Origin of the sequence: Coprothermobacter platensis DSM 11748, assembly GCF_000378005.1 — a bacterium.
GTDB lineage: Bacteria > Coprothermobacterota > Coprothermobacteria > Coprothermobacterales > Coprothermobacteraceae > Coprothermobacter > Coprothermobacter platensis.
Map to the genome: position 1 here is coordinate 232233 of NZ_KB899040.1, position 23507 is coordinate 255739.

The 23507-nt window shown below is 43.0% G+C and carries 25 protein-coding genes; 17 read left to right on the forward strand and 8 right to left on the reverse strand.

The window, feature by feature from the left end; all coding sequences use genetic code 11:
* Positions 1–27: 27 nt before the first annotated feature.
* The 5 genes from D890_RS0101260 to D890_RS0101280 are packed head-to-tail and all read left to right on the forward strand — an operon-like array spanning position 28 to position 2885.
* On the forward strand, positions 28–273 hold the full coding sequence (locus D890_RS0101260; RefSeq protein WP_018962721.1) for a hypothetical protein: 246 nt from the start codon (positions 28–30) through the stop codon (positions 271–273).
* Entirely contained in the window at positions 270–1001 is a 732-nt protein-coding gene (locus D890_RS0101265; RefSeq protein WP_018962722.1) for a lipoate--protein ligase family protein, read from the forward strand. Before D890_RS0101260 ends, D890_RS0101265 begins: the two co-directional genes overlap by 4 nt.
* A complete protein-coding gene (locus tag D890_RS0101270) occupies positions 992–1603 on the forward strand; it encodes a cyclase family protein (RefSeq protein ID WP_018962723.1) in 612 nt (203 codons plus the stop codon). Before D890_RS0101265 ends, D890_RS0101270 begins: the two co-directional genes overlap by 10 nt.
* The gene (gene sfsA / locus D890_RS0101275; RefSeq protein ID WP_018962724.1) at positions 1600–2259 is read left to right on the forward strand and encodes a DNA/RNA nuclease SfsA; all 660 of its coding nucleotides are present in this window, start codon (positions 1600–1602) and stop codon (positions 2257–2259) included. The genes D890_RS0101270 and sfsA overlap by 4 nt, the downstream gene beginning before the upstream one ends.
* Complete coding sequence (locus D890_RS0101280; protein ID WP_018962725.1) at positions 2223–2885, forward strand: N-glycosylase/DNA lyase; 663 nt, start codon at positions 2223–2225, stop codon at positions 2883–2885. The genes sfsA and D890_RS0101280 overlap by 37 nt, the downstream gene beginning before the upstream one ends.
* Positions 2886–2904: 19 nt before the next feature.
* Here the strand turns inward: D890_RS0101280 and D890_RS0101285 are convergent, their stop codons facing one another.
* On the reverse strand, positions 2905–3402 hold the full coding sequence (locus tag D890_RS0101285; RefSeq protein ID WP_018962726.1) for a flavin reductase family protein: 498 nt from the start codon (positions 3400–3402) through the stop codon (positions 2905–2907).
* Positions 3403–3515: 113 nt separating this feature from the next.
* Here D890_RS0101285 and D890_RS0101290 point away from each other — a divergent pair, with 113 nt between their 5' ends.
* The 7 genes from D890_RS0101290 to D890_RS0101320 all read left to right on the forward strand — a co-directional run bounded on the left by D890_RS0101290 (position 3516) and on the right by D890_RS0101320 (position 9786).
* Positions 3516–5801: a transketolase gene (locus D890_RS0101290; RefSeq protein WP_018962727.1), complete on the forward strand. Its 2286-nt coding sequence runs from the start codon at positions 3516–3518 to the stop codon at positions 5799–5801.
* An 8-nt stretch (positions 5802–5809) separates the two neighbouring features.
* Entirely contained in the window at positions 5810–6394 is a 585-nt protein-coding gene (locus D890_RS0101295) for an isochorismatase family protein (RefSeq protein ID WP_018962728.1), read from the forward strand.
* Complete coding sequence (locus D890_RS0101300) at positions 6394–7143, forward strand: TrmH family RNA methyltransferase (protein ID WP_018962729.1); 750 nt, start codon at positions 6394–6396, stop codon at positions 7141–7143. Before D890_RS0101295 ends, D890_RS0101300 begins: the two co-directional genes overlap by 1 nt.
* Positions 7121–7738, forward strand: coding sequence for an endonuclease III domain-containing protein (locus tag D890_RS0101305; RefSeq protein ID WP_018962730.1), 618 nt, complete (start codon positions 7121–7123; stop codon positions 7736–7738). Before D890_RS0101300 ends, D890_RS0101305 begins: the two co-directional genes overlap by 23 nt.
* 6 nt (positions 7739–7744) lie before the next feature.
* Complete coding sequence (locus tag D890_RS0101310) at positions 7745–8215, forward strand: hypothetical protein (RefSeq protein WP_018962731.1); 471 nt, start codon at positions 7745–7747, stop codon at positions 8213–8215.
* A 45-nt stretch (positions 8216–8260) separates the two neighbouring features.
* Positions 8261–8989 carry an SIMPL domain-containing protein gene (locus tag D890_RS0101315; protein WP_018962732.1) on the forward strand — a complete coding sequence of 243 codons (729 nt, stop codon included), beginning with the start codon at positions 8261–8263 and terminating at the stop codon, positions 8987–8989.
* Positions 8990–9072: 83 nt separating this feature from the next.
* A complete protein-coding gene (locus tag D890_RS0101320) occupies positions 9073–9786 on the forward strand; it encodes a class I SAM-dependent methyltransferase (protein WP_018962733.1) in 714 nt (237 codons plus the stop codon).
* Here D890_RS0101320 and D890_RS0101325 read toward each other — a convergent pair.
* On the reverse strand, positions 9773–10474 hold the full coding sequence (locus D890_RS0101325) for a biotin--[acetyl-CoA-carboxylase] ligase (protein ID WP_018962734.1): 702 nt from the start codon (positions 10472–10474) through the stop codon (positions 9773–9775). The two genes, D890_RS0101320 and D890_RS0101325, sit on opposite strands and share 14 nt — an antisense overlap.
* A 65-nt stretch (positions 10475–10539) precedes the next feature.
* Between D890_RS0101325 and D890_RS0101330 the strand changes: the two genes are divergently transcribed.
* Positions 10540–12312 (forward strand): M3 family oligoendopeptidase, encoded by a 1773-nt coding sequence (locus D890_RS0101330; RefSeq protein WP_018962735.1) that lies wholly within the window; start codon positions 10540–10542, stop codon positions 12310–12312.
* 79 nt (positions 12313–12391) lie between these two features.
* On the opposite strand, the gene D890_RS0101335 is transcribed toward D890_RS0101330, so the two are convergent.
* Positions 12392–12727 carry a phage holin family protein gene (locus tag D890_RS0101335; RefSeq protein WP_018962736.1) on the reverse strand — a complete coding sequence of 112 codons (336 nt, stop codon included), beginning with the start codon at positions 12725–12727 and terminating at the stop codon, positions 12392–12394.
* A 58-nt stretch (positions 12728–12785) separates the two neighbouring features.
* On the opposite strand from D890_RS0101335, the gene D890_RS0101340 reads away from it, so the two are divergent.
* The gene (locus D890_RS0101340; protein ID WP_245533115.1) at positions 12786–14378 is read left to right on the forward strand and encodes a putative manganese-dependent inorganic diphosphatase; all 1593 of its coding nucleotides are present in this window, start codon (positions 12786–12788) and stop codon (positions 14376–14378) included.
* Positions 14379–14387: 9 nt separating this feature from the next.
* Here the strand turns inward: D890_RS0101340 and D890_RS0101345 are convergent, their stop codons facing one another.
* The gene (locus D890_RS0101345) at positions 14388–15311 is read right to left on the reverse strand and encodes a zinc metalloprotease HtpX (protein WP_018962738.1); all 924 of its coding nucleotides are present in this window, start codon (positions 15309–15311) and stop codon (positions 14388–14390) included.
* 99 nt (positions 15312–15410) lie between these two features.
* Here D890_RS0101345 and D890_RS0101350 point away from each other — a divergent pair, with 99 nt between their 5' ends.
* Genes D890_RS0101350 through ymfI form a run of 3 tightly spaced genes read left to right on the forward strand, consistent with a single transcriptional unit; the run spans position 15411 to position 19335 of the window.
* On the forward strand, positions 15411–15800 hold the full coding sequence (locus tag D890_RS0101350) for a hypothetical protein (RefSeq protein WP_018962739.1): 390 nt from the start codon (positions 15411–15413) through the stop codon (positions 15798–15800).
* On the forward strand, positions 15770–18595 hold the full coding sequence (gene uvrA / locus D890_RS0101355; protein ID WP_018962740.1) for an excinuclease ABC subunit UvrA: 2826 nt from the start codon (positions 15770–15772) through the stop codon (positions 18593–18595). The genes D890_RS0101350 and uvrA overlap by 31 nt, the downstream gene beginning before the upstream one ends.
* The gene (gene ymfI, locus D890_RS0101360) at positions 18592–19335 is read left to right on the forward strand and encodes an elongation factor P 5-aminopentanone reductase (protein WP_018962741.1); all 744 of its coding nucleotides are present in this window, start codon (positions 18592–18594) and stop codon (positions 19333–19335) included. Before uvrA ends, ymfI begins: the two co-directional genes overlap by 4 nt.
* Here the strand turns inward: ymfI and D890_RS0101365 are convergent.
* Genes D890_RS0101365 through D890_RS0101380 form a run of 4 tightly spaced genes read right to left on the reverse strand, consistent with a single transcriptional unit; the run spans position 19332 to position 23491 of the window.
* Positions 19332–19892 (reverse strand): hypothetical protein, encoded by a 561-nt coding sequence (locus tag D890_RS0101365; RefSeq protein ID WP_018962742.1) that lies wholly within the window; start codon positions 19890–19892, stop codon positions 19332–19334. The genes ymfI and D890_RS0101365 overlap by 4 nt on opposite strands.
* Positions 19877–20623: a DUF72 domain-containing protein gene (locus D890_RS0101370; protein WP_018962743.1), complete on the reverse strand. Its 747-nt coding sequence runs from the start codon at positions 20621–20623 to the stop codon at positions 19877–19879. Before D890_RS0101370 ends, D890_RS0101365 begins: the two co-directional genes overlap by 16 nt.
* Positions 20614–21867: a hypothetical protein gene (locus D890_RS0101375; protein ID WP_156802640.1), complete on the reverse strand. Its 1254-nt coding sequence runs from the start codon at positions 21865–21867 to the stop codon at positions 20614–20616. Before D890_RS0101375 ends, D890_RS0101370 begins: the two co-directional genes overlap by 10 nt.
* Positions 21868–21895: 28 nt before the next feature.
* Positions 21896–23491 (reverse strand): sensor histidine kinase, encoded by a 1596-nt coding sequence (locus tag D890_RS0101380; protein WP_083916919.1) that lies wholly within the window; start codon positions 23489–23491, stop codon positions 21896–21898.
* Positions 23492–23507: the final 16 nt, after the last annotated feature.

A 23507-nucleotide genomic window follows, 5' to 3' on the forward strand; every position in this document is an offset into this window, starting at 1 on the left:
ACGGCTGAATGTACTAAACTAAAGCGTATGCGTGTAAAGGTTATTGGTTACATAGGCGAAATGTTGTCTCTTCCATCCGAAGGGCAGGAAGTTCTGTTGGATGAACCGCTGTCTTTAGGAGAGTTGACCATTCGTTTGTGGAATGTGCCATTTTCTATGTTCACCGGTGCTAAAGTGGGCGATATGACCGTATCTGAGGAATATGAATTGAGCGGCGATGAAGAGGAAGTTATTCTTATTTCACCCGTCCATGGTGGTGGAACATCTGCATGAAAGCACGGGTGATTTTTGACAACTGCCGTGAAGGATCGCTAAACATGGCTTTAGATTACGTCATGCTACAGCATTTACAAGAGGAAGAACAAGTGATTTTGAGATTTTACACGTGGTGCCCTCCCACCGTTTCTGTAGGTTTGTTTCAGGAGTGGCACCACGATGTTTCATATCCTGTGGTTAGGAGACCTACTGGAGGAAAAGCTGTCTTGCATGATGGTGATTTGAGTTATGCTTTGGTGGCACCGTTGAACGGTTTTGGAAATAGCGTGCTGGAAACATATTATTTGGTATCCGAGGGTCTTATCGATGGGCTAGGACTGCTTGGTGTTTCAGCTGATTTCCTTCAGGCTCCACTTCCTGCTAAAGATGATCCCGACGGGTGTTTTATTCATGAATCTGGCCACGAAATTGGTATATGGGGGCGTAAAGTTATCGGCTCTGCGCAAGCGAGAAAACCCTGGGGTTTTTTACAGCATGGATCAATTTTAGTCGAGCCCATATATGAGCACATGTCAAACTTGTTTGGTGTGTCTGAAGAAGAAGTGCGAGAACATTGCATAGCTTTGAAAGATCTGTTACCAGATATTACTCCCGGAGTGCTTGCTAACGCTCTTAAGGAAGGTTTAGAACATGTGTTGGATGTTCATTTTAACGTTTCCGAAGTAACAACCGAAGAACTAAGACAGGCATCAACTATAAGTACAAAGTACACTTTATGCAGTTGAATTACAGCTCTCTTATAGATTTAACAAAAGACATTTCGGAGTCTCTTGAAGTGTTTCCGGGAGACCCACAGGTTTTTATAGATACGGTTTCCCTGCCCAGCGATAATTTTGTTTTAGAACGCTTATGTATGTCTACTCATGCAGGTACACACATAGACGCCCCTTTTCATGTAGTAGAAAAGGGTGCTCATGTGGATGAAATTCTCTTAAGAGACCTCCTTTTGCCTGCTCTCTTTTTTAATGTGGTTGGCCTTAATGAAGATGAACGTTTGTCTGCATTCCAGCGTAGCGCAGAGAATATAAACGGTAAAGCACTACTTATTAGAACAGGGCAGCGCGTATCCGCAAATATAACAGAAAAAGAAGCTGCACTCTTTATTTCTTTGAATGTAAAGGCTATCGGCGTTGATGCTATGAGTGTGGAGGAAAGTCACGATCTACCTGTGCATAAAGCGTTATTATCAAACGGTATTCTCATTGTCGAAGGATTGACGAATCTAAATTTGTTAAAAGAGAGCGTTGATTATTTCTTTGTTGTCGCGCCCATGAAACTAAAAGGATGTAGCGGTGCTCCCGTAAGAGCATTTGTTGTAACTTTATGAAATTTCCTGAACTTTTTCTTGGTACGGTTATAAGCCGCTACAAACGTTTTAAACTTTGCGTGGACATTGCTGGAGAGAAAGAGTGGGCATACTTGCCAAACCCAGGACGTTTGCGTGAGCTCATATATCCTGGTTCTCTTGTTTGGCTTAAGAAAGTAATGGATCCTGGAAGAAGCCTTAAATGGGAAGCTGTCCTTGGTTACGATGGCGTTCTGGTCTCTCTATATGCGGCTTTAGCCAACAAGTTGTTCCTACAGTATTTAGCATCTCTGGGTGCAGATTCGCAGTACACCATAAAAGGGGAAGTGCCCACTGCTACGTCACGCTTTGATTTCCTCATCGATGGTCAGTTTGTGGAGGTAAAATCAGTCACATTGGTTCAAGATGGTTTAGGCCTATTTCCGGATGCACCAACCAAGCGTGGGGTAAGGCATCTTAAAGAACTGGGAACACTGCGGAAAGGTGCTGTCGTTTTTGTCGTTCAGCGATGTGATGCAGAAGCTGTAACATTTAATAGTGCAATGGACATGGATTTCGCTCTGGCTATGAAATGGGCAAGAGATGAAGGTGTTCGGTTTAAAGCGATAAACTGTAAGGTTACGAAGGAGGATATTACACCATGGCAGGAAATTCCAGTACTCTTTCCTCAAGATTAAATGAAGCTGATTCGTTAACAGCCTTGATAAGGTCCGTTTATTCGGAAGCAAAACCGCTGGTTACAAAACGTGTGCAAGAATTTGAAGCATTTCCCAAACAGGATTTAGCCAAGCTCTTCTCTGAGCTTAGTTTCTGTGTCCTAACTGCCAATTGGAGCGCTCAAGGTGGTATAAAGACACAGAACGCAATCGGCAACGGTTTTATAAGCTTGCCATATGAAGAACTGGAAGAAAACCTTAGGAAAGTTGGCCATCGATTTGCTCCTCAAAGAGCAAGATTCATTGTGGAAAATCGGCAAAAAGCGGATATGCTTTTTGATATAATCCAATATCCAACTAAAGAAGCACGTTTCTATTTGGTGAAGAATTTCAAAGGTATAGGGTGGAAGGAAGCAAGTCATTTTCTGAGAAATATCGGCCTGCTGGACGTGGCTATTTTAGATAAGCATATCCTCAGACTTATGCATTACTATCATATGATCTCTGAATTGCCCAAAGGTTGGACGCAAAAACGATATGAAACCTATGAACAATTACTCGTTCCAATCTCCCAGGAAACTGATATGCCGTTGGGAGAGATGGATCTCTACTTGTGGTACGCCGTTAAAAATACTGTGGATAAATAAATGGGTTTTGGAGCTTATCTTATTCTGTTAAGAACGGTTGATACCGAGAGCCTTCTATCTGAAACAATGGTGTGAAAGGTCGTTCGAGAACGGTTTTGGTTACGCGCAGTACAAACAACGTATGATCTCCTGTTTCTACGTAGTCCGTTCTTTCCACTTCAAAATATGCCGGTATCCCTTTTATGTAAGCGGAGCCGTTTTCTGCTAAGCTTTTCTCTACACCCAACTTACCAAACTTGTCGACATTCTTACCCGAGCATTTACCAGTATCTTCCACAAGTTTTTGAAAATGCTCATCAATTAAGTTTATCGTCGCGTAAGGAAAATCTGTAAGCATTTTGTGTGTGAACCGCAGGGGTGATATAGAAACACCGATTAAGAAGGGATTTCTTGACAAAATTGTATGCCACCCAGCAGGCATCATATTAGCGTTTTCAAAGGGACCTGTCACTACTATAATGACTTGCCTTGGATGCAGTAAATGGTAATCAGCGCGTGATAAAAGAAGTTTGTTCATTGTTAAAAAACCTCCTTCGTTTTTTGGCCAATTCAGTAACCTTTAAATTATAATTAACTTATACACATTTAGGTGCACTGATAATTGTTTTGCTCATAAAAGGAGGTTGCTTCATGCAAGAAGAATTCAAGTATTGGGAGAAGATGAAGGATATCACCTTCGAGTTCATGGATATCATGCTGAATTACAGGCAGAGTGGACATCCAGGAGGAAGTCACTCAAAAACCCAGATGTTTCTTGCTCTCATGTTCGGTGGCAAGATGCGTTATGATATAAGGCGCCCTGAATACCGTTTCAGTGATAGATTCATACTTTCTGGTGGACACACAGTACCCATGGTAGACTCAGTCCTTGCCATGATCAGCGATGCATTCCGTGTTCGCTACAGCGATACAGGCGATAAACGCTTTTTCATAGATCCTGAAAAAATCGTCTTACCTGAGGATTTAATGACTTTTAGGCACCGTGATGGACTGCCCGGTCATGCTGAGTTTTCCGGCAAGACATTATTCCTGAAGTTCAACACAGGGCCATCAGCTCATGGCTTACCCGCTTCTGTAGGAGAAGCCCTTGCCTTAAAGAAGGCAGGTTTAGACGAATTTAAAGTGTTTGCCATTGAAGGAGAGGGAGCACTCACAGCAGGTGGGTCCCACGAAGCAAAGAATGGTGCTTGGGGTTATGGTTTGGGAAATCTTTATTGGCTCGTGGATTGGAACGATTTTGGTATAGACGATAGGCGAACATCGTCGGTTGTGTTCGGTGGGCCAGATGAGTGGTTTTCTTCTCATGGGTGGCGTGTTTTTGGCACCTTAGAAGGTCATGACTGGAATGAAGTTTGGAAAGTGTTTGTTGATGCTTTGGATCATCCTGATAGTTTACTTCCCACTGTCATGTATTTCAAAGACAGAAAAGGCTATGAATATGGTGTCTATGACAACAAATCCCATGGCACACCAATAAAGAAGAATGCGCCTTTATTCTGGGATGTTCGTAAGCGGTTTATGGAGAAATATGGAGTGGAATATGATGGTTACGGCAAACCTGCGCCCGATAATGCCGAAGATGAAATGAAACAGTTCCGCAATAACCTCGATATTGCAGCAAGTGTACTGCGTAACGATAGGGAACTGGTAGAGTATATCACAGATAGGTTGGTGGATATAGGAGAGAGTCTGCCTAAATCTGTTCCTACCTTCAAGCTTGATGGGAATCCTTATAAAGACCCTGCTCTCTATGACTATAAGCACTATCCTGAGGAGATGTATGCCAAACCAGGCGAAAAGGAGCCTAACAGAGCGGCTCTTATCAAATGGGGCAGTTACGTCAATGCTGTTATAGGCCGCAAGTATAACAGACCGGTTTTCATAGCTACATCAGCTGATTTGACCGAATCTACGAACCTGCATGGTTTTGGGCTCGGTTGGGAAGATAAACCGGGCTGGGGTTGGTATGATCGCTCCAGCAATGTAGATGGAGCCATTTTGCCTTCAGAGATAACAGAATTCATGAACTCTGGTGTAGCTGCTGGCATGGCTACTGTTAATCTTGCTGAAAATCCTTATGAAGACTTTAACGGTTATTGGGTCATCATGTCTACTTATGGATCCTTTGCCTACTTGAAATATGGTCCTATGAGGCTGCTAAGCCAGTTAGCTCAAGATTGTCCGTTGAAAGTAGGTAAGGTCATATGGGTTTTGGGACACTCAGGTCCAGAAACAGCGGAAGATTCACGCACGCATTTTGGTGTATTCTCTCCCGGCGTTTCTCAATTATTCCCCAAAGGGCAGGTGATCAACCTTTATCCTTGGGAATATAACGAGGTTCCTGTGGTGTTGGGTGAGGCCTTGAGTAAGGACGTTCCCATAATTGCTCTGCACTTAACAAGGCCAGCTATCAATATTCCTGATAGAAAAGCACTGGGCATTGCTCATTACTTTGACGCTGCTAAAGGTGCTTATCTGATAAACGATTTTGATCCTGCACGTCCCAAGCAGGGCACGGTAATCGTGCGAGGAACGAGTACTACGGCAAACTTGGTAAGCATTTTACCTCAGATAAAGGAAGCTTTTAACGTAAAGATCGTTGCCGCAATAAGCAGAGAATTATTTGATATGCAACCGCAGGAATATAAGATGCAGATATTACCGGCTTCTGATTGGGCTGACTCCATGGTTATAACTAACGAAGCGCTATCACTCATGCAACCTTGGATCTTTTCTAAAGTGACCGAAGAATATTCATTGTCCAGTGATTGGGATAATCGCTGGAGATCTGGCGGTTCTGTAGATGAAGTTTTAGAAGAAGCCCATTTGGATTCTCAGTCCATATTCAAAGGCATAGAACGGTTTGTTAAAGACAGAGAAAAAAGGTTAGCTCGCTTTAAAGAGCTGGGATGGTGAAATAGGATATGAAGATGGAACTTAGCTCTGCTGATGGAATCATTGTTGTGGATATTCAGCGTGATTTTTGTCCCGGAGGTGCACTTCCTGTGCCTGAAGGTGATGACATTGTCCCCTTGGTAAATGAACTCTTACATAAGGCGGAAAAATCAGGTTGTTTCATTGTTTATACAAGGGATTGGCATCCACAAAACCACATGTCTTTTAAGACATTTGGAGGTACGTGGCCAGAACACTGCGTTCAATGGACCGCCGGAGCTGAGTTCCATCCTTCTCTTTATCTATCTGATAAGGGCGTCATTATTAGTAAAGGTACAAACCCAGAGTTTGAAGCTTATAGCGGATTTCAAGGAACCGATTTAGATGCTACATTGAAGGCTAATGGTGTGCACAGGTTATTCATCGTGGGTTTAGCTACGGACTACTGTGTTAAAGAAACTGCTTTGGATTCATTACAAAGGGGCTATGATACTTACGTTGTCAAAGATGCCGTACGTGGAGTGAACGTTCATCCTAATGATTCGGAAAACGCTTTGAATGAAATGGAGCAAAATGGTGCAAAAATTATATTTTCTAAGGAGTTGCTGTATTAATGGCTTACATAGAAAGTCCGAAAAACCCAAAAATTAAGTTTGTAAAGAAGCTACTTACCAGCAAAAAAGAGCGTGATGCAAGAAACCAGTTCATTTTAGAAGGTGCAAAAGCCATAGAATCATACGCTCAGTCTGGTGGTGTTATTTCAGAAATCCTCTATTCTAAAGAAGCGAAAAATCTACCAAAAGTGAAGGGTCAGCTTACTGAATGCAGTTATGATGCTATAGAGTCTGTAAGTGACATAGCTGCTGACCAAGGTGTTGTTGCCATTGCCCAAAAGAGAGAATGGACACCGCAGCATGTTCTAAAAAGAGGACGCATCATTTTACTGGACCAGATACAAGATCCCGGAAATCTGGGGACTGCCATGCGCACCGCTGCTGCTTTTGAATATGGCGTTTTGCTAACGGCGGGTAGTGCCGACGTGTACAATCCAAAAGTTGTAAGGGCTTTAGCAGGAAATTTACTTTCTCCCTTTGCATACGTTTTGCCTGAAGATGCGCTGAGGTTGTGTGAAGATCGTTTTGTTGTAACAACATACAAATCTGAAGAAAAACCACAGTTTCAATGGGAGTTGCCGCTGGTTTTGATCCTTGGTAATGAAGGGCAAGGATTGAGCCCCATTTGGAAAAAAATCGCCAAGGCCAATGCGTGGATTCCTTCCAAAGTGGAATCCCTAAACGTCGCAGTAACCAGTGCCATATTGATGTGGGAGGGTTCCAAGATTGGACCTGCAAGAAATCGTTGACGTGCTGGCGGAAACGCATAAGAACGACTTGCACTTTGACTTGAATTTTGAGAATCCTTTCCAGTTACTTGTAGGAGCGCTTTTAGCTGCACAAGCCAGTGATGAATCAGTAAATGCAATAACCAAAGGTTTTTTCAAAACGTTTCCCACGCCTGAATCTGTAGCTACAGCCAGCGAGGAAACGCTGGAAAAGGCTATATATCCTGTGAATTTTTATAAGACCAAAGCAAGACGTCTTAAAGAATGTTGCAAGGCATTATCTACTGCGTTTCATGGAAAAGTTCCTGAAAGCCTCGATGATTTGGCGAGCCTTCCGGGTGTTGGCAAGAAAACAGCATCCATGGTTGTCCTGGGGGCTTACGGTAAGCCCGCAGTGGTAGTGGACAGGCATGTTTTGAGAGTACTCAATCGTCTGGGTTTTTCATACAAGAATGCTGACATGGCTGAAGAGGAAGTAAAAAAACTGCTATCGCCTTCTTACTGGGGTAAACTTTCGTTCGCCTTGATGAGGCATGGCAAGACTATTTGCTTGGCTAAGAAACCTCAGTGTAGCCAATGCCCGTTAAAAGATACTTGTCCCAGCAGCGAGGTCTAAAAATTCATGCCAATGGTCGACCTAATAACTACCATTGTTCTTATCTATTTTGCTGCCTCCGGATTCCTTAGCGGCGCCAGTGCGTTAGCCACTACACTTGCGTTTTTTATCACTGTTTACTTTAGAATTTTTATATCCAGTAGCATTGCAAAGTGGGTTTTTACTTTGCTGACACGTTTTGGTGTAACTGCCGATTATGTACAGTTGCTTTCAACAGTTTTAGCTTTTCTGTTTTTCTATCTTGTGGTAAGAATGCTCATTCGGTCTATTCTGCACATTGTTCTTCCGTCTTCGGGCATAGGGCGTATCCTTTATGCAGCAGGAAGTGCTCTTGTGAACGGTTTTGCTTACTTCTATCTGCTAAATAGTTTACTCAGTCAGTCCTCTCCGTTAAGTGTTTATCTCTTACCTTATTTTAAGAATACCTTTACTTTGCAGCTCTTACAGACCATATTCAGCCACACATTTGTAGTGTGAAACTTTTTGCATCTCTCCGCGTCTACATTACGGAGGTGATACAAAATGAAGAAAATTTATGGTTCATTAGTAGCGGTGGCATTAGTAGCCGCAGTAGTATTGGGAGCATGGCTCTTACCAGTAGGAGCTGCCAGCAGTGAGTCCAAGGATACACCTACGATTTCTGTGAACGGGACAGCGAAGATCGATGTCGTTCCTGATATCGGTACCATAGGCTTTGCTGTGGAATCAACTCAAAAGACAGCGTCAGAAGCATTAGCTGACGTAACAAAGACATCTAATGCGGTTATCAGTGCCCTAAAGCCGATTGTCCAGGATGAGAAAAATATCCAGACTGGCGGAGTAAACGTTTACCCTGTTTACGATTCTACCGACAAAGGTACGCAGTTTATAGGATATCGTGCCAATGTGCAAATATCAGTTAAGTCTTCTGTGGATACGTTATCAAAGATCATTGACGCAGCTTTTTCTGCTGGTGCCACAGGCATGAATGGGATTACTTATGAGTATTCAAAGACTGCTTCTGTCATGGACCAACTATTGAAAGATGCTATGGCGGATGCTCGCCATAAAGCTGAAGTGACATTGTCTGCTGAACATGCTACCCCTGGTACTTTAAACAGCGTAGAGGTTTTGGACAGTGGCATTCCCGTTTGGAATCAAATGAAACAAACGATGGCATCTGCAACGGGTGCTGACCAAACACTAGATGTAATGCCCGGTGTCCAAGAAATCAGTGTAAGCGTAGCAGTTTCCTACGTTATAAACCAGTAGGCACGTCCACCTTTTAAACCATATTCGGGGGGTTAGGCGTATGCGCAAATGCGCATACGCCTTTTTGTTTTAAAATAGTTCATATGGATTATTTTGGTGAGCTTTACTACCGATGTTTTAAGACTAAACTTGAAGAGCGGGCAGAAGAAGAGACCAGACGGGCTATTGAACTCATGGATAAACCGAAGACAGTGCTGGATGTAGGCTGCGGATGGGGCAGACATCTTCATTACCTGCTCAATTGGGGTATAGACGCTTGGGGTATAGAGCCAAATCCATTCTTTGTGGAAGTTTTTCGCGAACGCTACCCCATGTGGAAGGATAGAATTATTCAAACAACTTTGCAAGATGCCTATGTGTTTAAGCAGTTTGGCGCTGTTTTGAGTTTGTGGACGAGCATTGGTTGGGATGAAAGCGCCTCTGCAGAAGAGTCACTTTTCGATAAGTTCAGCCAGTTTTTGCTCCCTGGTGGCCAACTGCTCATTGACGTGGATAATCTTCAAGGTTGGCAAGCACACTTTTGTAAACGTTGGTGGGAACGCGTAGAGGGTGGTTATGTCCTCGACAAACACGACCTGCGAGGGAACATACTTACCACAAACAGGCTTTTTCTGCTTGGCGACAGCCAATACAATGTAAGAAGGCAGTTGAAACTGTATTCCCTTGATGAATTGCAGAATATGGCTGAGGACCACGAATTATTTCTCAAAATGGCATACAGAGATTTAACAGGTAATCCTTTTCAGAAAGAATCAGCCAGAATTGTCGCTGTTTTTGAAAAAATCAGCGCAGCGTGACTTCTCCCCAGTTTATGTTTATCCATTTTCCTCCAGCGGCAACTAGTAAGCTTCCATCATCGTTTATGTTGGATGCGATACCTTCCCAGGACTCATCCTTTGAAAGAATTTTTACTTGTTTGCCTAATAGTGCGAATCTGTTCTTGAATACTTGTACCACGGTTTTATAATCAACTTCTTGGTTGTAAATTTGCTCCATACGTTTTGCTAAATAAGTGAGTGGTTGTTCCAGTGCGACTTCTCTTTGCAGCTCTTCCTTTATGGAAGTGCCCGGGTATTCTTCTGGGAATTCGCTTTGATTAACGTTTAAACCAATGCCTACTATAATCCCCTGCAAGGTGTCTTGCCATATTCCTTCTGGTAGCACGCCGGCGACTTTTTTGCCGTTTATAAGCACATCATTGGGCCATTTTGCCTCCCAGCTTAGACCAAGTGATTCAAGGTATTCGCCAATAAAAACCGCGGCTGCCATGCCTACCAAAGGCGGATTTGCGTAATAGTTTCCTGGCAACGCAAAGCTTACAAGTAAATTCATTCCTGGCTCATCTTTCCATACTCTACCCATACGGCCACGTCCCATAGTCTGATGCTTAGCTACGAATGCAGCAGGCTCGCTTTTCCTATCAATAATATGGGTTCTTGCCAAATCATTTGTGGATTCCACCACATCAAACGTGTATATGTCCATACTGTTAAATCACCCCCTCTTGGCTATTATAACAGTGTTAAACTCAAAGTGGAGGTGACCACAGCATGATGGAATGGTCCTTGAGTGAGCTTTACCCTTCTTTTGATTCTCCGCAGTACCAGGAGGACATGAAGAAGTTAGAAACACAGATTAATGCGTTTAATGAATGGTCAGAAAAGGCACTGACGGATTACAACGACGCTTCCGCTAAGGCAGAAGAAGGTATTAAACAAACCATGGTAATTGCTGAACTTTATGATAAACTTGCCTCTTTTGCCCAACTTACCATGAGTGTGGAAGCACAAAATGAAGACGCTGCGAAAGCTGCAGATAAGGTCCACACGATTGTAGCCAGCATGGCACTGGGCGACACACGTTTTAAGAAATGGCTTGCCGGCATCACAAATTTGGATTCAGTTATAAATGAGTCCAGTCTTCTTAAAGAACATGAGTATTTTATAAAAGATGCTGTCCGTTACGCTAAACGATTGCTCAGTGAACAAGAAGAGCAATTGATAAGCCAGATGCAAACGACTGGCAGTTTGGCGTGGTCCCGTTTGCAGGGCAGTCTCACATCCAAACTTCTTGTGGATATAACAGTAGATGGTAAAGAACAAAAACTACCGCTGACTGTGGTCAGGAATATGGCGTTTCATGAGAATAGAAATGTGCGCCGTACAGCTTACGAAGCAGAACTCAGGGGCTATGAAAAAATCGATGAGGGTGTTGCGGCAAGCTTAAACGGTATAAAGGGCGAATTTTTGACCATATCCGAGAAACGTGGCTACCGTGACCCATTAGAAGCCACCTTAGAAACGATGAAGATGGATCGCAGTGTTTTCGACACGCTTATGGATGTTATGAAGGAAAGTCTTCCAATATTCCGCAGGTATTTGAAGATAAAAGCTCAACTGCTTGGGGATGGAGATGGACTCCCATGGTACGATCTATTTGCTCCCGTAGGTAAAAGTAATAGAACCTTCACCATTAATGACGCAAAAGACTATATCGTTTCTAACTTTGCCAAGTTTGCTCCTGAGCTATCTAACTTAGCTCGTCAGGCGTTCGAGGAAAAGTGGATTGACTACACTCCTCGTGAAGGCAAACGCGGTGGAGCCTTCTGTTCAGGCATACATCCCATTAAACAGTCGCGAATCATGGCAAATTTTGATGGCACCTTTGATGGTGTAACCTCATTGAGCCATGAGTTGGGGCACGCATTCCACAACTGGTGCCAACGGGATGAAAGCATCCTTAATGCTGATTCTCCCATGCCACTGGCGGAAACAGCTTCCACGTTCAATGAGACCATGATAGCTGAAATAGCTATGTCTGAAGCTGACAATGACGAAAAACTCTTCATACTTGAGAAGAGTTTAAGTGGAGATACCCAAGTTGTGGTGGATATTCTAAGCCGATTTTTATTTGAATCAGAAGTGTTCCAAAGAAGAAGTCAGGGCCCGCTTTCTGTCTCCGAGCTCAAAGAGATTATGGCGAATGCCCAAGAACAAGCTTACGGAGATGGTTTAAACTGGGATTATCTTCATCCTTATATGTGGGTTAATAAACCTCACTATTACTACGCAAATTTACATTTCTATAATTTCCCGTATGCTTTTGGTCAATTGTTTAGCAAGGCACTTTACGCCATGTATAAAGAGCAAGGTAAGGATTTCTTGCCCGCTTATGAGAATTTGCTTCGCAATACCGGAAAGCATGACATAAAAGATCTTGGTAGCCTCATCGGTGTAAACCTAACAGATAAGAAATTCTGGGAGAAATCCATCGCCCTCATAGAAGAGGAAGTTAATGAATTCGAACGTTTAGCAAACCAGTAAGTAGGAGCAAGTCCTATTAATAAAAGGGAGAAGACGGCGTCTTCTCCCTTTTTGCTTAAGTATTACAGCACTTATACCACTATTGAATTAGTGGGCCTACGAAGAGCCCCACTATACTTGACAATATCCATACAATTATTGCAGCCCCGAAGGATTTCAGGTAAATACCCGGCACTAAGCTTGCCATGAGCCAAATAATAAAGCCGTTTATAACTAAGCTGAACAAACCCAGTGTCAATATGTTAATAGGCAACGTGAGCAAAGTCAAAATTGGTTTTATGATGATCTGAGCCAAGCTAAGTACCAATGCCCCTAAAATCATAGCTGCCACACCAGAATATGTTATTCCGTGGTAAAACAAACTTACTATGGCCAGTACCACAAAATTTGCGATCCACTTTCCTAAAAATATCATTACATCACCTCCTTTAACGTGATACCATAAAAACGCAAGTTATATTAAAATGTTCCAAATGGTGTATGTAGTAGGTCATAAAAACCCTGATACCGATTCGATTGTTTCCGCGGTAGGTTATGCTGCGCTTCAGCCAGATGAGTATGTTCCTTTTAGAGCTGGAGAACCTAACGATGAAACGGTGGCTCTTTTTTCCTTAGCTAATCACGATTTGCCGCCGGTGTTAAATTCTCTGCATTTGACCGCCGAAGATATGGCCAAACAGGTTTCTGTTTTAGAAGAAGATGCTACGTTTTTGAACGTTGCTAAACGTTTGGAGAAGCAAAAAGTCGTGCCTATTTTAAAGGACGGTAAACTGCAAGGAATCGTTACGGAAAAAGACATTTTTCGCGTTATCCAAGAAGAGCTGTTCAATGAAAATATAATACTTTCTTTGCAGCCAGACGTTCTTCAGAAAACCGTTCCTGGAACGTTTCTTAGTACCCCTGGCGTAATTAAGGGTAAACCGCTTATTTTAGCCTCCTCTGCAGATACTGTTTCTCAGCGGATAAGCGCTGACCACATCGTTATAATGGGCGATAGGTGGGACTTGCTGCCTCTCATAATAGAAAGAAAAGTAGGCGGCCTTGTCTTCACCATGGGAATTACCCCTCCTGAGAAAGAACTTCATAAACTTTTAGATGCTGGCATTATCGTTTATTCTTCTTCATTGCATACGTACAACACAGTTAGGTTGCTTTTCATGGCTCTTTCTGCCAAAGAAGCCATGAATAATAGCCCTGTAAGCGTGTCTCCACAAGATGGCCTCCAGTATTTGAGACGGCTGTCCAATCTTTACCGCCATCGTTACTTCCCCATTGTGGAAGAAGATGGGTCATTTAAGGGACTCTTGGAACTCGCCGACTTGGCCAGTCCACCGAGAAAAAGGGTGGTTCTGGTTGATCATAACGAACACGGGCAAGCTGTGGATGGCGTTGAAGAAGCAGAGGTTGTTGCCATCATAGATCATCACCGGGTGGCTTCTTTTACTACCGATGAACCCATAAAGATTATCGTGGAACCTGTGGGTTCTACCTCTACGTTGGTTGCACGAGAGTATTTGCGCTCTGAGAAAATGCCTGCCCACGATGTATCCACGTTGCTCTTAGGTGGTATTATCAGCGATACATTGAATTTACAATCTGTTACCACGACGCCACTTGATGTGGATGTGGCTCAGTACTTAGAAGATAGAAGTGTTGTTTCTCGTGAAGAGCTTGCAGGCCAACTCTTTCAAGCACGTATCCAAGCTATTTTGAAAGATCCTTCTACGCTTACAAAGGATTTCAAACTGTTCACTTTTGGTAGCGTCAGGGTAGGGATAGCTCAAATAGAAGTTCCTGAAGGGATGTCACTGGTACAAAGTATGCGTAGTTACATAGACCACGTAATGGAGGAAAAAGTTCATCAAGAAAACTTAGATTTAGGGCTTTTCATGCTAACCGACATAACCAGGAAGGGTACTTTGCTCTTTGCTTTTGGAGATAGGCAAATTGCACAAACTGTATGGGCTCGTCCTTTTAAAGATGGATTCGAATATTTACCTCAGGTTGTGAGCCGAAAGAAACAGATAGTGCCAATTCTACAGAAAAATCTTGGTACTGGTAGATAGCAAATTGCTTTAGTAAACGGTCATACTTCTTAATCTTTTTATACGCTCTTCTGTAGAAGGATGAGTGGAGAATAGGTTAGTCATCCAATCGCCTTTCACGTTATTTACAATGAAAAGTTCCGCAAAAGCTGGATTTGTGCTTGAAGCGGCACGTTTGGGCACGCGCTTTCCATAAAGGTCTAATTTCTCCAGAGCACTGGCTAATGCTTCGGGATTTCTTGTAATCTGTGCACTTCCAGCATCTGCCATGAATTCTCTTTCTCTGCTCACGGCTAACCTTACCAATGTAGCGGCTAATGGAGCAAGGAATATGAGAAGCATGCCTATGAGCATTACGATGGCGTTTGAACCTCGGTCGTCTCTATCTCTGCCCATGCCACCCCAGAACATCATGCGCCATGAGATATTGGCTAAATAAGAAACCATGAGCGCTAAAGTCGCTGCCATACTTGTTAGTAGTATGTCTCTGTTCTTTACGTGGCTTAACTCGTGTCCTATCACACCCGATAGCTCTTCGCGATTCATCATCTGTAGAAGGCCCCGCGTAGCCACTACCACGGCATGGTTTGGGTCTCTACCTGTAGCAAATGCATTTGGTTCTTGGGTTTCCATGATGCCCACTTTAGGCATAGGCAAACCTGCAGCAATGCTAAGTTCTTCCACCACGTCAAAAAGTGTCTGAGCTTCCAACGATTCGTTCCTGTCTACCAAATGAGTCCCCGTAGAAGCAAGAACAATCTTATCTGAATACCAATAGCTGACCCAAATTTGCATAAGAGCCATGACTAACGCTATGGTGAGCCAAAGCGTCACATTGCCAAATAAATAACCAATGACCCAACCTAAAGCCAAGATTATGGCGCCAAACCATATCATAAGAAGAAATGTTTTTAATCTTATCGTTCTCATTGTGTCGCTAACGCTTATTGCCAACAATAATCACCTCTTCCTGACTATTATACCCGGCCGCTCACTGGATTAAACGATTTTTTAAATTCATTTTATCGTTTTACGTTTATAATAGTTCAAGAAATGACAATGGATAGAGAAAAACTTCTTACCCTCATACAAGAATCCTTTTATGAAGGTGGGTTACTGCTTGAAAATGGCGCTGTAAGAGCGGCTGCTAACCGTTTTTATACAGCAGCCATGTATGGTGTTATGTTGTTTTTGTCGAGCTCGGTACAAGCTGATGAAACCATTTGGCGTTTGGGCTCGCGTTATTTAAGGAAGAACTCTAAGATGTATAAGACATCATTAGAAATACGCAAACTGCGTGGCAATATCGAGTTTACACTGGATCATGAACCTTCACTGTCGGATGTGAAAAAACTTAGTAAGTTATGCCATGTTTTGACCACATGGTGCATAGAGCAGACAAAGGAACCTTTATGGAACGAGAAATCATACTACATGGAGTAAGGCATCACAATCTTAAAAACCTTTCTTTGAGCATTCCCCGAGAAAAGTATATTGTTGTTACGGGGATATCAGGCAGTGGCAAATCCACATTGGCTTTTGACGTATTATATGCAGAAGCCCATCGCCGCTTTATCGAATCACTTAGTGGCTATGCACGTATGTTTTTGGGGATAATGCAAAAACCTGAAGTGGACTACATAGAAGGGATACCTCCTGCCATTTCGGTGGAACAAAAAACTGCCTCTCATAATCCGCGTTCTATAGTGGGTACGGTAACAGAAATTTACGACTACCTACGACTACTTTTTGCTCATGTGGGTATACCTTACTGCCCGGAACATCATATTCCCATGCTTCCTGTGACGGTGGACGAGATCGTGGATAAAGTCCTCAGAGAATACGAGGGCCAGCACATTTACATACTATCGCCCATTATACGTGGTAAAAAGGGAGAGCAGAAGAAACTTGTAGAACAAGTAGCTAAAATGGGATACACAAAGCTTTTCATGGATGACATACTTTACGACGTGGACGAACCCATTGAGATAGACAAGAATCAGCGTCATACGCTGGAAGTGGTAACGGACAGGCTCACTGTGAAAGCGGAAAACCGATCCAGAATCGCTGACGGCGTGGAACAAGCATTCAAACTGGCCGAAGGCGTCGTAGCTATCATGACTGATCAGGGCAAAGAGTACTTCAGCCAACAAATGGCTTGTCCCATATGTGGCAGGACATTGCCAGAACTCTCCCCACGCCTTTTTTCTTTTAATTCGCCTTATGGCGCATGTCCTGAGTGTAACGGTTTAGGTTTTCAAACAAAGGCATCCGAGGACTTGGTGGTAGATCAAGATAGCCCACTTCTTGACGCGATCATACCTTATCGTGATAATGATTTTTATCAGCAGATGCTCATGGTATTGGCTCGCGAGCTTCATATTGATACGAAGAAGCCTTTCAAAGACCTACCTGCAGATGTCAAAGAAGGCATCCTAAGAAAAGGTTTTGGAAAGATTAGGCTTCCACTTCAAATGGAGAACGGCAGGGAGATAAATGTTACATTCAGACCTGTTTTACCAGAAATAGAAAGGCACATAAGTGAAACAGAAAGCGAAGATGTTTTTAACTGGTACTATCGTTATGTAGAAGAAGTGCCTTGCGATGCATGTGGTGGTTCCAGGCTCAGACCAGAAGCGCTCTGGGTTGAAGTGGATGGCAAGAACATTCACCAAGTTACCAGCATGGATTTTAAACATTTTCGCACGTGGCTTGAGAATCTGCACGTAACAGGTGCAAAAAGTACTGTAGCAGCCCCAATCATGCAAGAGCTCATGAAACGGGTCAACTTCGTAGTGGATATCGGCTTGGAATATATTCAGGTCAATCGCCGCATGGACACGCTTAGCGGCGGCGAGGCCCAAAGAGTAAGGCTTGCCTCCCAGTTAGGAAGTGGCCTTACCGGCGTCCTTTATGTTCTCGATGAACCTTCCATAGGGTTGCATTCACGAGATACGGATAGATTGGTTTCCATTCTTCGTTCTCTTAGAGACGAAGGGAACACTGTGGTTGTTGTAGAGCACGATAATGACATAATTGAATCAGCAGATCACATAATCGATTTGGGACCTTACGCAGGCAAAAGGGGAGGTGAAGTAGTTTTCCAGGGGACTCCTGACGAGCTTAAAAAAGCAGATACATTAACAGGTTTATATGTATCGGGAAAAAAGCAAATACAGATCTCCCAGAAGAGGCGACAGCCTCAGGGGTGGATAAAGCTTCAGGATGCATCACTGAACAATCTTAAGCACATCGATGTGCAATTTCCTTTGGGTTGCTTCACCGTAGTTTCAGGGGTATCCGGTTCCGGAAAATCTTCGCTGGTCATTGACACTCTTTACAAAGCACTGGAGAATTATCAGAGCAAACGCAAAGTTAGCAGTGTTCGTCTTAAGAACATGCAAATTGACGGTACCATAAAACACACTGTTCTGGTAGACCAGAGCCCCATAGGACGAACGCCGCGAAGCAATCCTGCCACATATACGGGTGTTTGGACACCCATCCGAGAACTGTTTGCGTCTATGAGAGAGAGCAAAGAGCGTGGATACAAGGCGAGCCGTTTCTCCTTTAATGTGCCAAGCAGCAGAGGTGGCGGCCGTTGTGAAGCGTGTAAAGGTGAGGGCCAGATTAAAGTAGAGATGGCACTGCTTCCTGATGTTTATGTGACTTGTGAAGTATGTGGAGGCAAGCGGTTTAACAAAGAGACTTTAGAAGTTAAGTACAAGGGTTTGAGCATAGCGGATGTTCTGGATTTGACAGTAGAAGAAGCGTTGGATGTATTTGCCAACATTCCATCTGTAAGGAAGGGTTTAGAAGTTCTTAATGCTGTGGGCTTGGGTTATATAGAGCTGGGGCAAGCAGCAACCACTTTGAGTGGCGGAGAAGCGCAACGGGTTAAGCTGGCAACTTACTTAAAGTCAAGAGCCACAGACCATGTATTTATATTGGATGAACCCACCACTGGTTTGCACAGTTACGATGTCGAAATGCTTCTAAAGGTCCTGCACAAGCTTGTTGATCAGGGCAATACAGTCATCGTCGTGGAACACAATCTTGATGTTATAGGTAATGCTGACTATATCATTGATTTAGGCCCTGAAGGTGGGGAAGAGGGCGGCAATATCGTTTTTAGCGGCACTCCCGAGCAGATTGTCAATGAACCGCGTTCTTATACGGGCATTTATCTTCGGCAGTATTGGGAAAAACTTCAGCCAAAATTGATTTTGTCGCGATGAAATACACAGGACGAGCGGTTTTAGTTACCGGTGGGTCGAGGGGCATTGGTGCTGCCATTGTACGACGTTTAGCACAGGAAGGTCTCAAAGTTGCTTTTTTCTACCACCAAAGTGTGGAAGACGCCATGAGTTTATTAAACTGGGGTGAACAAAGTGGTTTTTCCATTGTCCCCATTCAGGTTGATTTAAGTCAAGAGATGGATGTGCAAAGGGCATTACAGAATGCCAAAGTCAACGTGGGTCCCATTGATTACTTAGTAAACAACGCGGCTGTAGCGCGGTATGCACTTTTCAGTGATGAGACAAAAGAAGATATGGAACAAATCATTAGGACAAATTTTGAATCTGTTTTATGGGTCACTCAGGACGTGAGTAAAGGGATGGTCCTGAGGCAATTTGGTTCCATCGTAAACATTTCTTCAATTTGGGGGCTTTATGGAAGTTCCTGCGAGAGTGTTTATGCCGCGACAAAAGGTGCGCTGATAAGTTTTACGAAATCCATTGCCAAAGAGCTTGGCCCCAGTAATGTTAGAGTAAATTGTATTGCTCCGGGTGTCATTGATACAGACATGTTAGAGCCACTTTCTAAACAAGACATAGATCAATTGGTTCAACGCATTCCATTATGCAGGCTCGGACGCCCTGAAGAGGTTGCCTCTGCTGTGGCCTTTCTTCTTTCCGATGAAGCAAGTTACATAAGCGGTTCTGTTCTGGAAGTATCAGGAGCGTTTATCTCCTAATAGGCAATATCTTCGTCAAAGTCGGAAGCAGGCTCTTTCTTTGTTCCCACTGCCACTGCCAGTGACTCTTTGCCGACTTCCTTTAATACCACGTAAGGATTAACAAAACCCAGCTTCAACAGTAGAGGAAGGCTATCACGAGAAGATTGTTCCATCAGTGTTTTTTTGTATTTGTCTACCAACTGTTCTTCAAATGGTAATAAGACCTCTACTTTTCCATTTTCAGGAAGCAAATAATAAGCTTCTATGAGATAAGATTCTAATTTACTTGGGGTTGGTATAACGAACACTCTATCCAATGATGTGCTTTTTACACTTCTAAGCCGACGTAAGTGCGTTATGATAGTCCTATGCATAATATCCTTATCTTCCAACTCTGAATGCCATAGTTGCGGGTTGTTCGTCACTAACAGCAACCACCCATAAGTTCCCACTTCGTTGAGAAAACTTACTACCAAGCTATATGCATCACGCTCTGGGAGAGAGTCCACGGATATCAAAGCCACATTTTGATTTGGCTTTAAATCCAGCGTTTTAGGTATTAATCTATATTCCATAAGCTAAGGAGCATCTGAGCGTTTTTAAACGCTTTCCCTTGATAGTGATTGTTAAAGTATAGAAGATATCTGTTGCTGTTTGTCGCCTTTATGTCTTTCATTATTTCCTCCAATTCTTCCTGGCTGTACAAGTAGTTATAGCGCTCATAGGCTTCTTCATGTTGCCACCAATTTTCCTTGTTCCTTCCGTGAAATCGCATATACACGGTGTCATTGGGTATTACTTGCCTCAGAAAAGGTGAATCTTGAGAAACAGGTATAAAATTCCATTCCTTAGCCATGTGGCTTATGGTTTCATCTTTGAACCAGGAAGGGTGTCTCACTTCCACGGCTTTATCATATGGAATGTCTTCCATTACATCTTGTAAATAGTCAACATTTTCTGCTGTTTTGTGAAAAGAATACGGAAACTGAAGCAGAACAACCATTTGCCTTCCTTCCTCTGGTATGGTGTTAAACGCCTCCAGTACGTAGGGAAGGGATTCTTTATTGCCTTTATGGGTGATTTCCTGATACATTTTTACCGCGAACAAGAAATCCTTGTTCGTTCTTTGGCATAAGCTTTTCATGGTCTTTTTACTCGGAATGGCATAAAAACTGCTGTTTATTTCCACTGTATTGAAAAAGTGCACATAGTAATCAAACCACTGTGTTTTCTTAATTGTTTCTGGGTAAACGTAACCCATCCAATCTTTGTAAGAAAAGCCGCTTGTTCCTACTCTTAACTCCATATTTCTTGCCACTTCCTAAAGACAGTGAAGAGCCCAGCAACAAATGCTACCGAGAACGTTGACCACAGTATAAAGGCACTCACTGAACCTGGTGAAATAATGTATCTGCGAGCTCCGTACAGTCCCATCCATATGAGAACTACACCACTGCACATATAAAAAATAGACTCGCTATCCATGTCAGGGAATATTAGGGACAAAGGTATTATGGCAATGGCCGGCCCAACTAAGAAAAGAGGAGAAAACTTAAACAAGAACCCTCCCAATAATGTTGATATGATAAGAAGGCCAATGGTAACAGGTACCATCCTAAGATTGAAACGCCAGGATAAGAACAAAGCGCCTAATAAAAACCAATACCACCGCTGTGCCATATCCAATAGCCATTTTTGCCGTGCTACGGCGTTTATTTCTTGCATTGCTTCGCTAATCATTTCTTGCTCTTCGCTAAAGGCTTTTTCATAATCACCTTCGTAATAACTTATACCCGGTTTATAACTTTCGATATCGGTAAACTTACTGGTTCCAAACAAGGATGTGGAAATACCATCAGCAAGTACAAGTTTTTGTCTTAACAAGAAGAAATTTCTGTATGCTTTGAGTTCGTAGTTAAATGGGAGTACATCCCATGGCACTGTTCCTATGCCCGCAGGTGGATAAGGTATGCCCGCAAGATTAGAAACCAAAGGCATAATATCGTAGACATCCATTTTTACTTGTGTTTTTTGTGGAAGCTGCTGCTTAACGACTATCAAACCATACAGATTCAGCGCTCCGGAGTGCATCTCGATCACAATATCTCCTGGTTCCAGTTGAGAAACCTCACCGACAAAGGTAATCTTTAGGAAATTTCCCTGACCGAGATTTTGCAATAAACTTAAGTTCTTTGGAGCGTTTGCTATTTGCGTATAACCGTCCAGATGGCTGAGTGCATAGGTGTACACTGTGCTATCTGTGGTACGGAAATTGTTCAAACCTGCATTGCATCCCGTAAGAACGTTTATTATGGTTTGATCTTTATTCCAGATAATGGGTATACGTATATGAGATTCCAAATCGCTTTCTTGCTTGGCGCTATCCAATACTTTTGTGGCAAATATAAGCCTGGTTTCCTCTTGAGATTTTGGTGGGGAAAACAGTGGCATATCAGACAGTTTTACTGCCCATGTGTTACGCGGTAGCGTGTCGATAAGCGGAAATATCAACACAAATACGCAAATGGTAAAAACCATAATTATGTTCATCAGCTTATTCATCTTGATATTCCATCATCTACGTATCGGCAGCAGGGGGAAATGTAATAGTAAAAGTGGTTTTCCCATCAATTTGTCCTACTGCTATGGTTCCACCTTGTATTTCTGCAGCGCTTCTTACAATGGCCAAACCCAAGCCTGTGCCGGAAGTCTTTGTTGTGTAAAATGGCTCAAAGATTTTCCCCGTATCGTCAGATGATATGGGCTCGCCATCATTTGATATCCTTAAGACCAGATTTAGACCCTCCGTTTTTGCTTGAATATAAACGTTTTCTGCTCCGGCTTCAAATGCGTTGCCTACAATGTTTGTAACAATCTGGAGTAGATAATCTTCATCTAAGTACCATGTTAATTCTTCCGGTATATCCAAGAAGACATTCTCTTCGCCTTCCAAATGCTGTTCTAAAAATGAGCGTAAATGTATGGGCTTTTTATCTGGCGTTCTGGGGCGGGCGTAGACCAGCATATCTCTGACTAACTTTTCGACACGCTCTTGCTCTCTAAGGATCTTTTCAGCATATGTTTTATCTTCTGTCTTTCCATTTTTTATAATCATTTGCGAAAAGCCCCTTATGGCGGTAAGCGGGTTTCTAATCTCATGGGCAATTCCCGCAGAAAACCGTCCTAAAGCAGCCAAACGTTCTTGAAGGGCCATAGCTTCTCGCATGTTTATCACATCTGTGATATCTTCTGCTACTACGATGAGTTCTTCTTCAGAAACACGCAGTAATGTCAGTGAAATTGTTCGCTCATTGGCTTTAATGGTTTCCTGATAGTAATCAGCACTGTTACTTGAAATTCTTTCTATTAAATCAGGCAAGAGTTTTTCCATAATAGGGTTTTCCAATATGACCTGACCATCTTTTATAAGCGCTAACCCTACTGGGCTATTTTCCATAATGGCATTGAGCGCTTGTGTTTGCTCTTTTAACTGAGCAGCCAATTCGTTAGCAGTGCTGGCTATGAGCCCTATTTCGCCTTTGAATCTGCCTGTGGGTAGCGGGCTTTCTTTTAAAGAGGGTAGTTGCCTTACCAGATTTGTTATGTCTCTGTTGACACTTTCTATGACTAAGAATGCGAGCAGAACAGCTAACAGCAATATTCCGCCCACTGCTTCCAGAACGGTGTTCCGTGTTTTTGTAAAACTCGCCCTGAGGTCTTCTACACTTTCCCATATGCGTGCTGCACCTATCTGCTCGCCGTTCCAGGATATAGGGGCCGATATCTCTATGTTTTTCTTTGCCTCCGAACCTGGATTTTGCACTTCGGCTATGGGGCCTCCCAGAACAGATATGGAATAGGATAGGCCTAACGTAGGCATAGCATTTTGCAGTGCCTGATTATATGGCAATAGGGCGCTGTTAAGCCTTAGGCGAGCTTCTTCTTGGTACTCCGCATCGCCTTTAATGGCCATTGTTATTACAGAATCTTTGTCCTGTTGCGGAGCCACCGCTTCAAAGTTTTTCACCACCAAGTTCAAAACGCCTTGCAACTTTGTTTCACGTTCTTGCAAATAGATGTTCCACATGTTAGTAGAGAATAGCCATGTTATTAAAAAAACTGCTAACAAAAGTGGGACAATGGCGACGATCCAAAATCGCGATTTGAGGCTCATTAGGCGTTCATTTCAC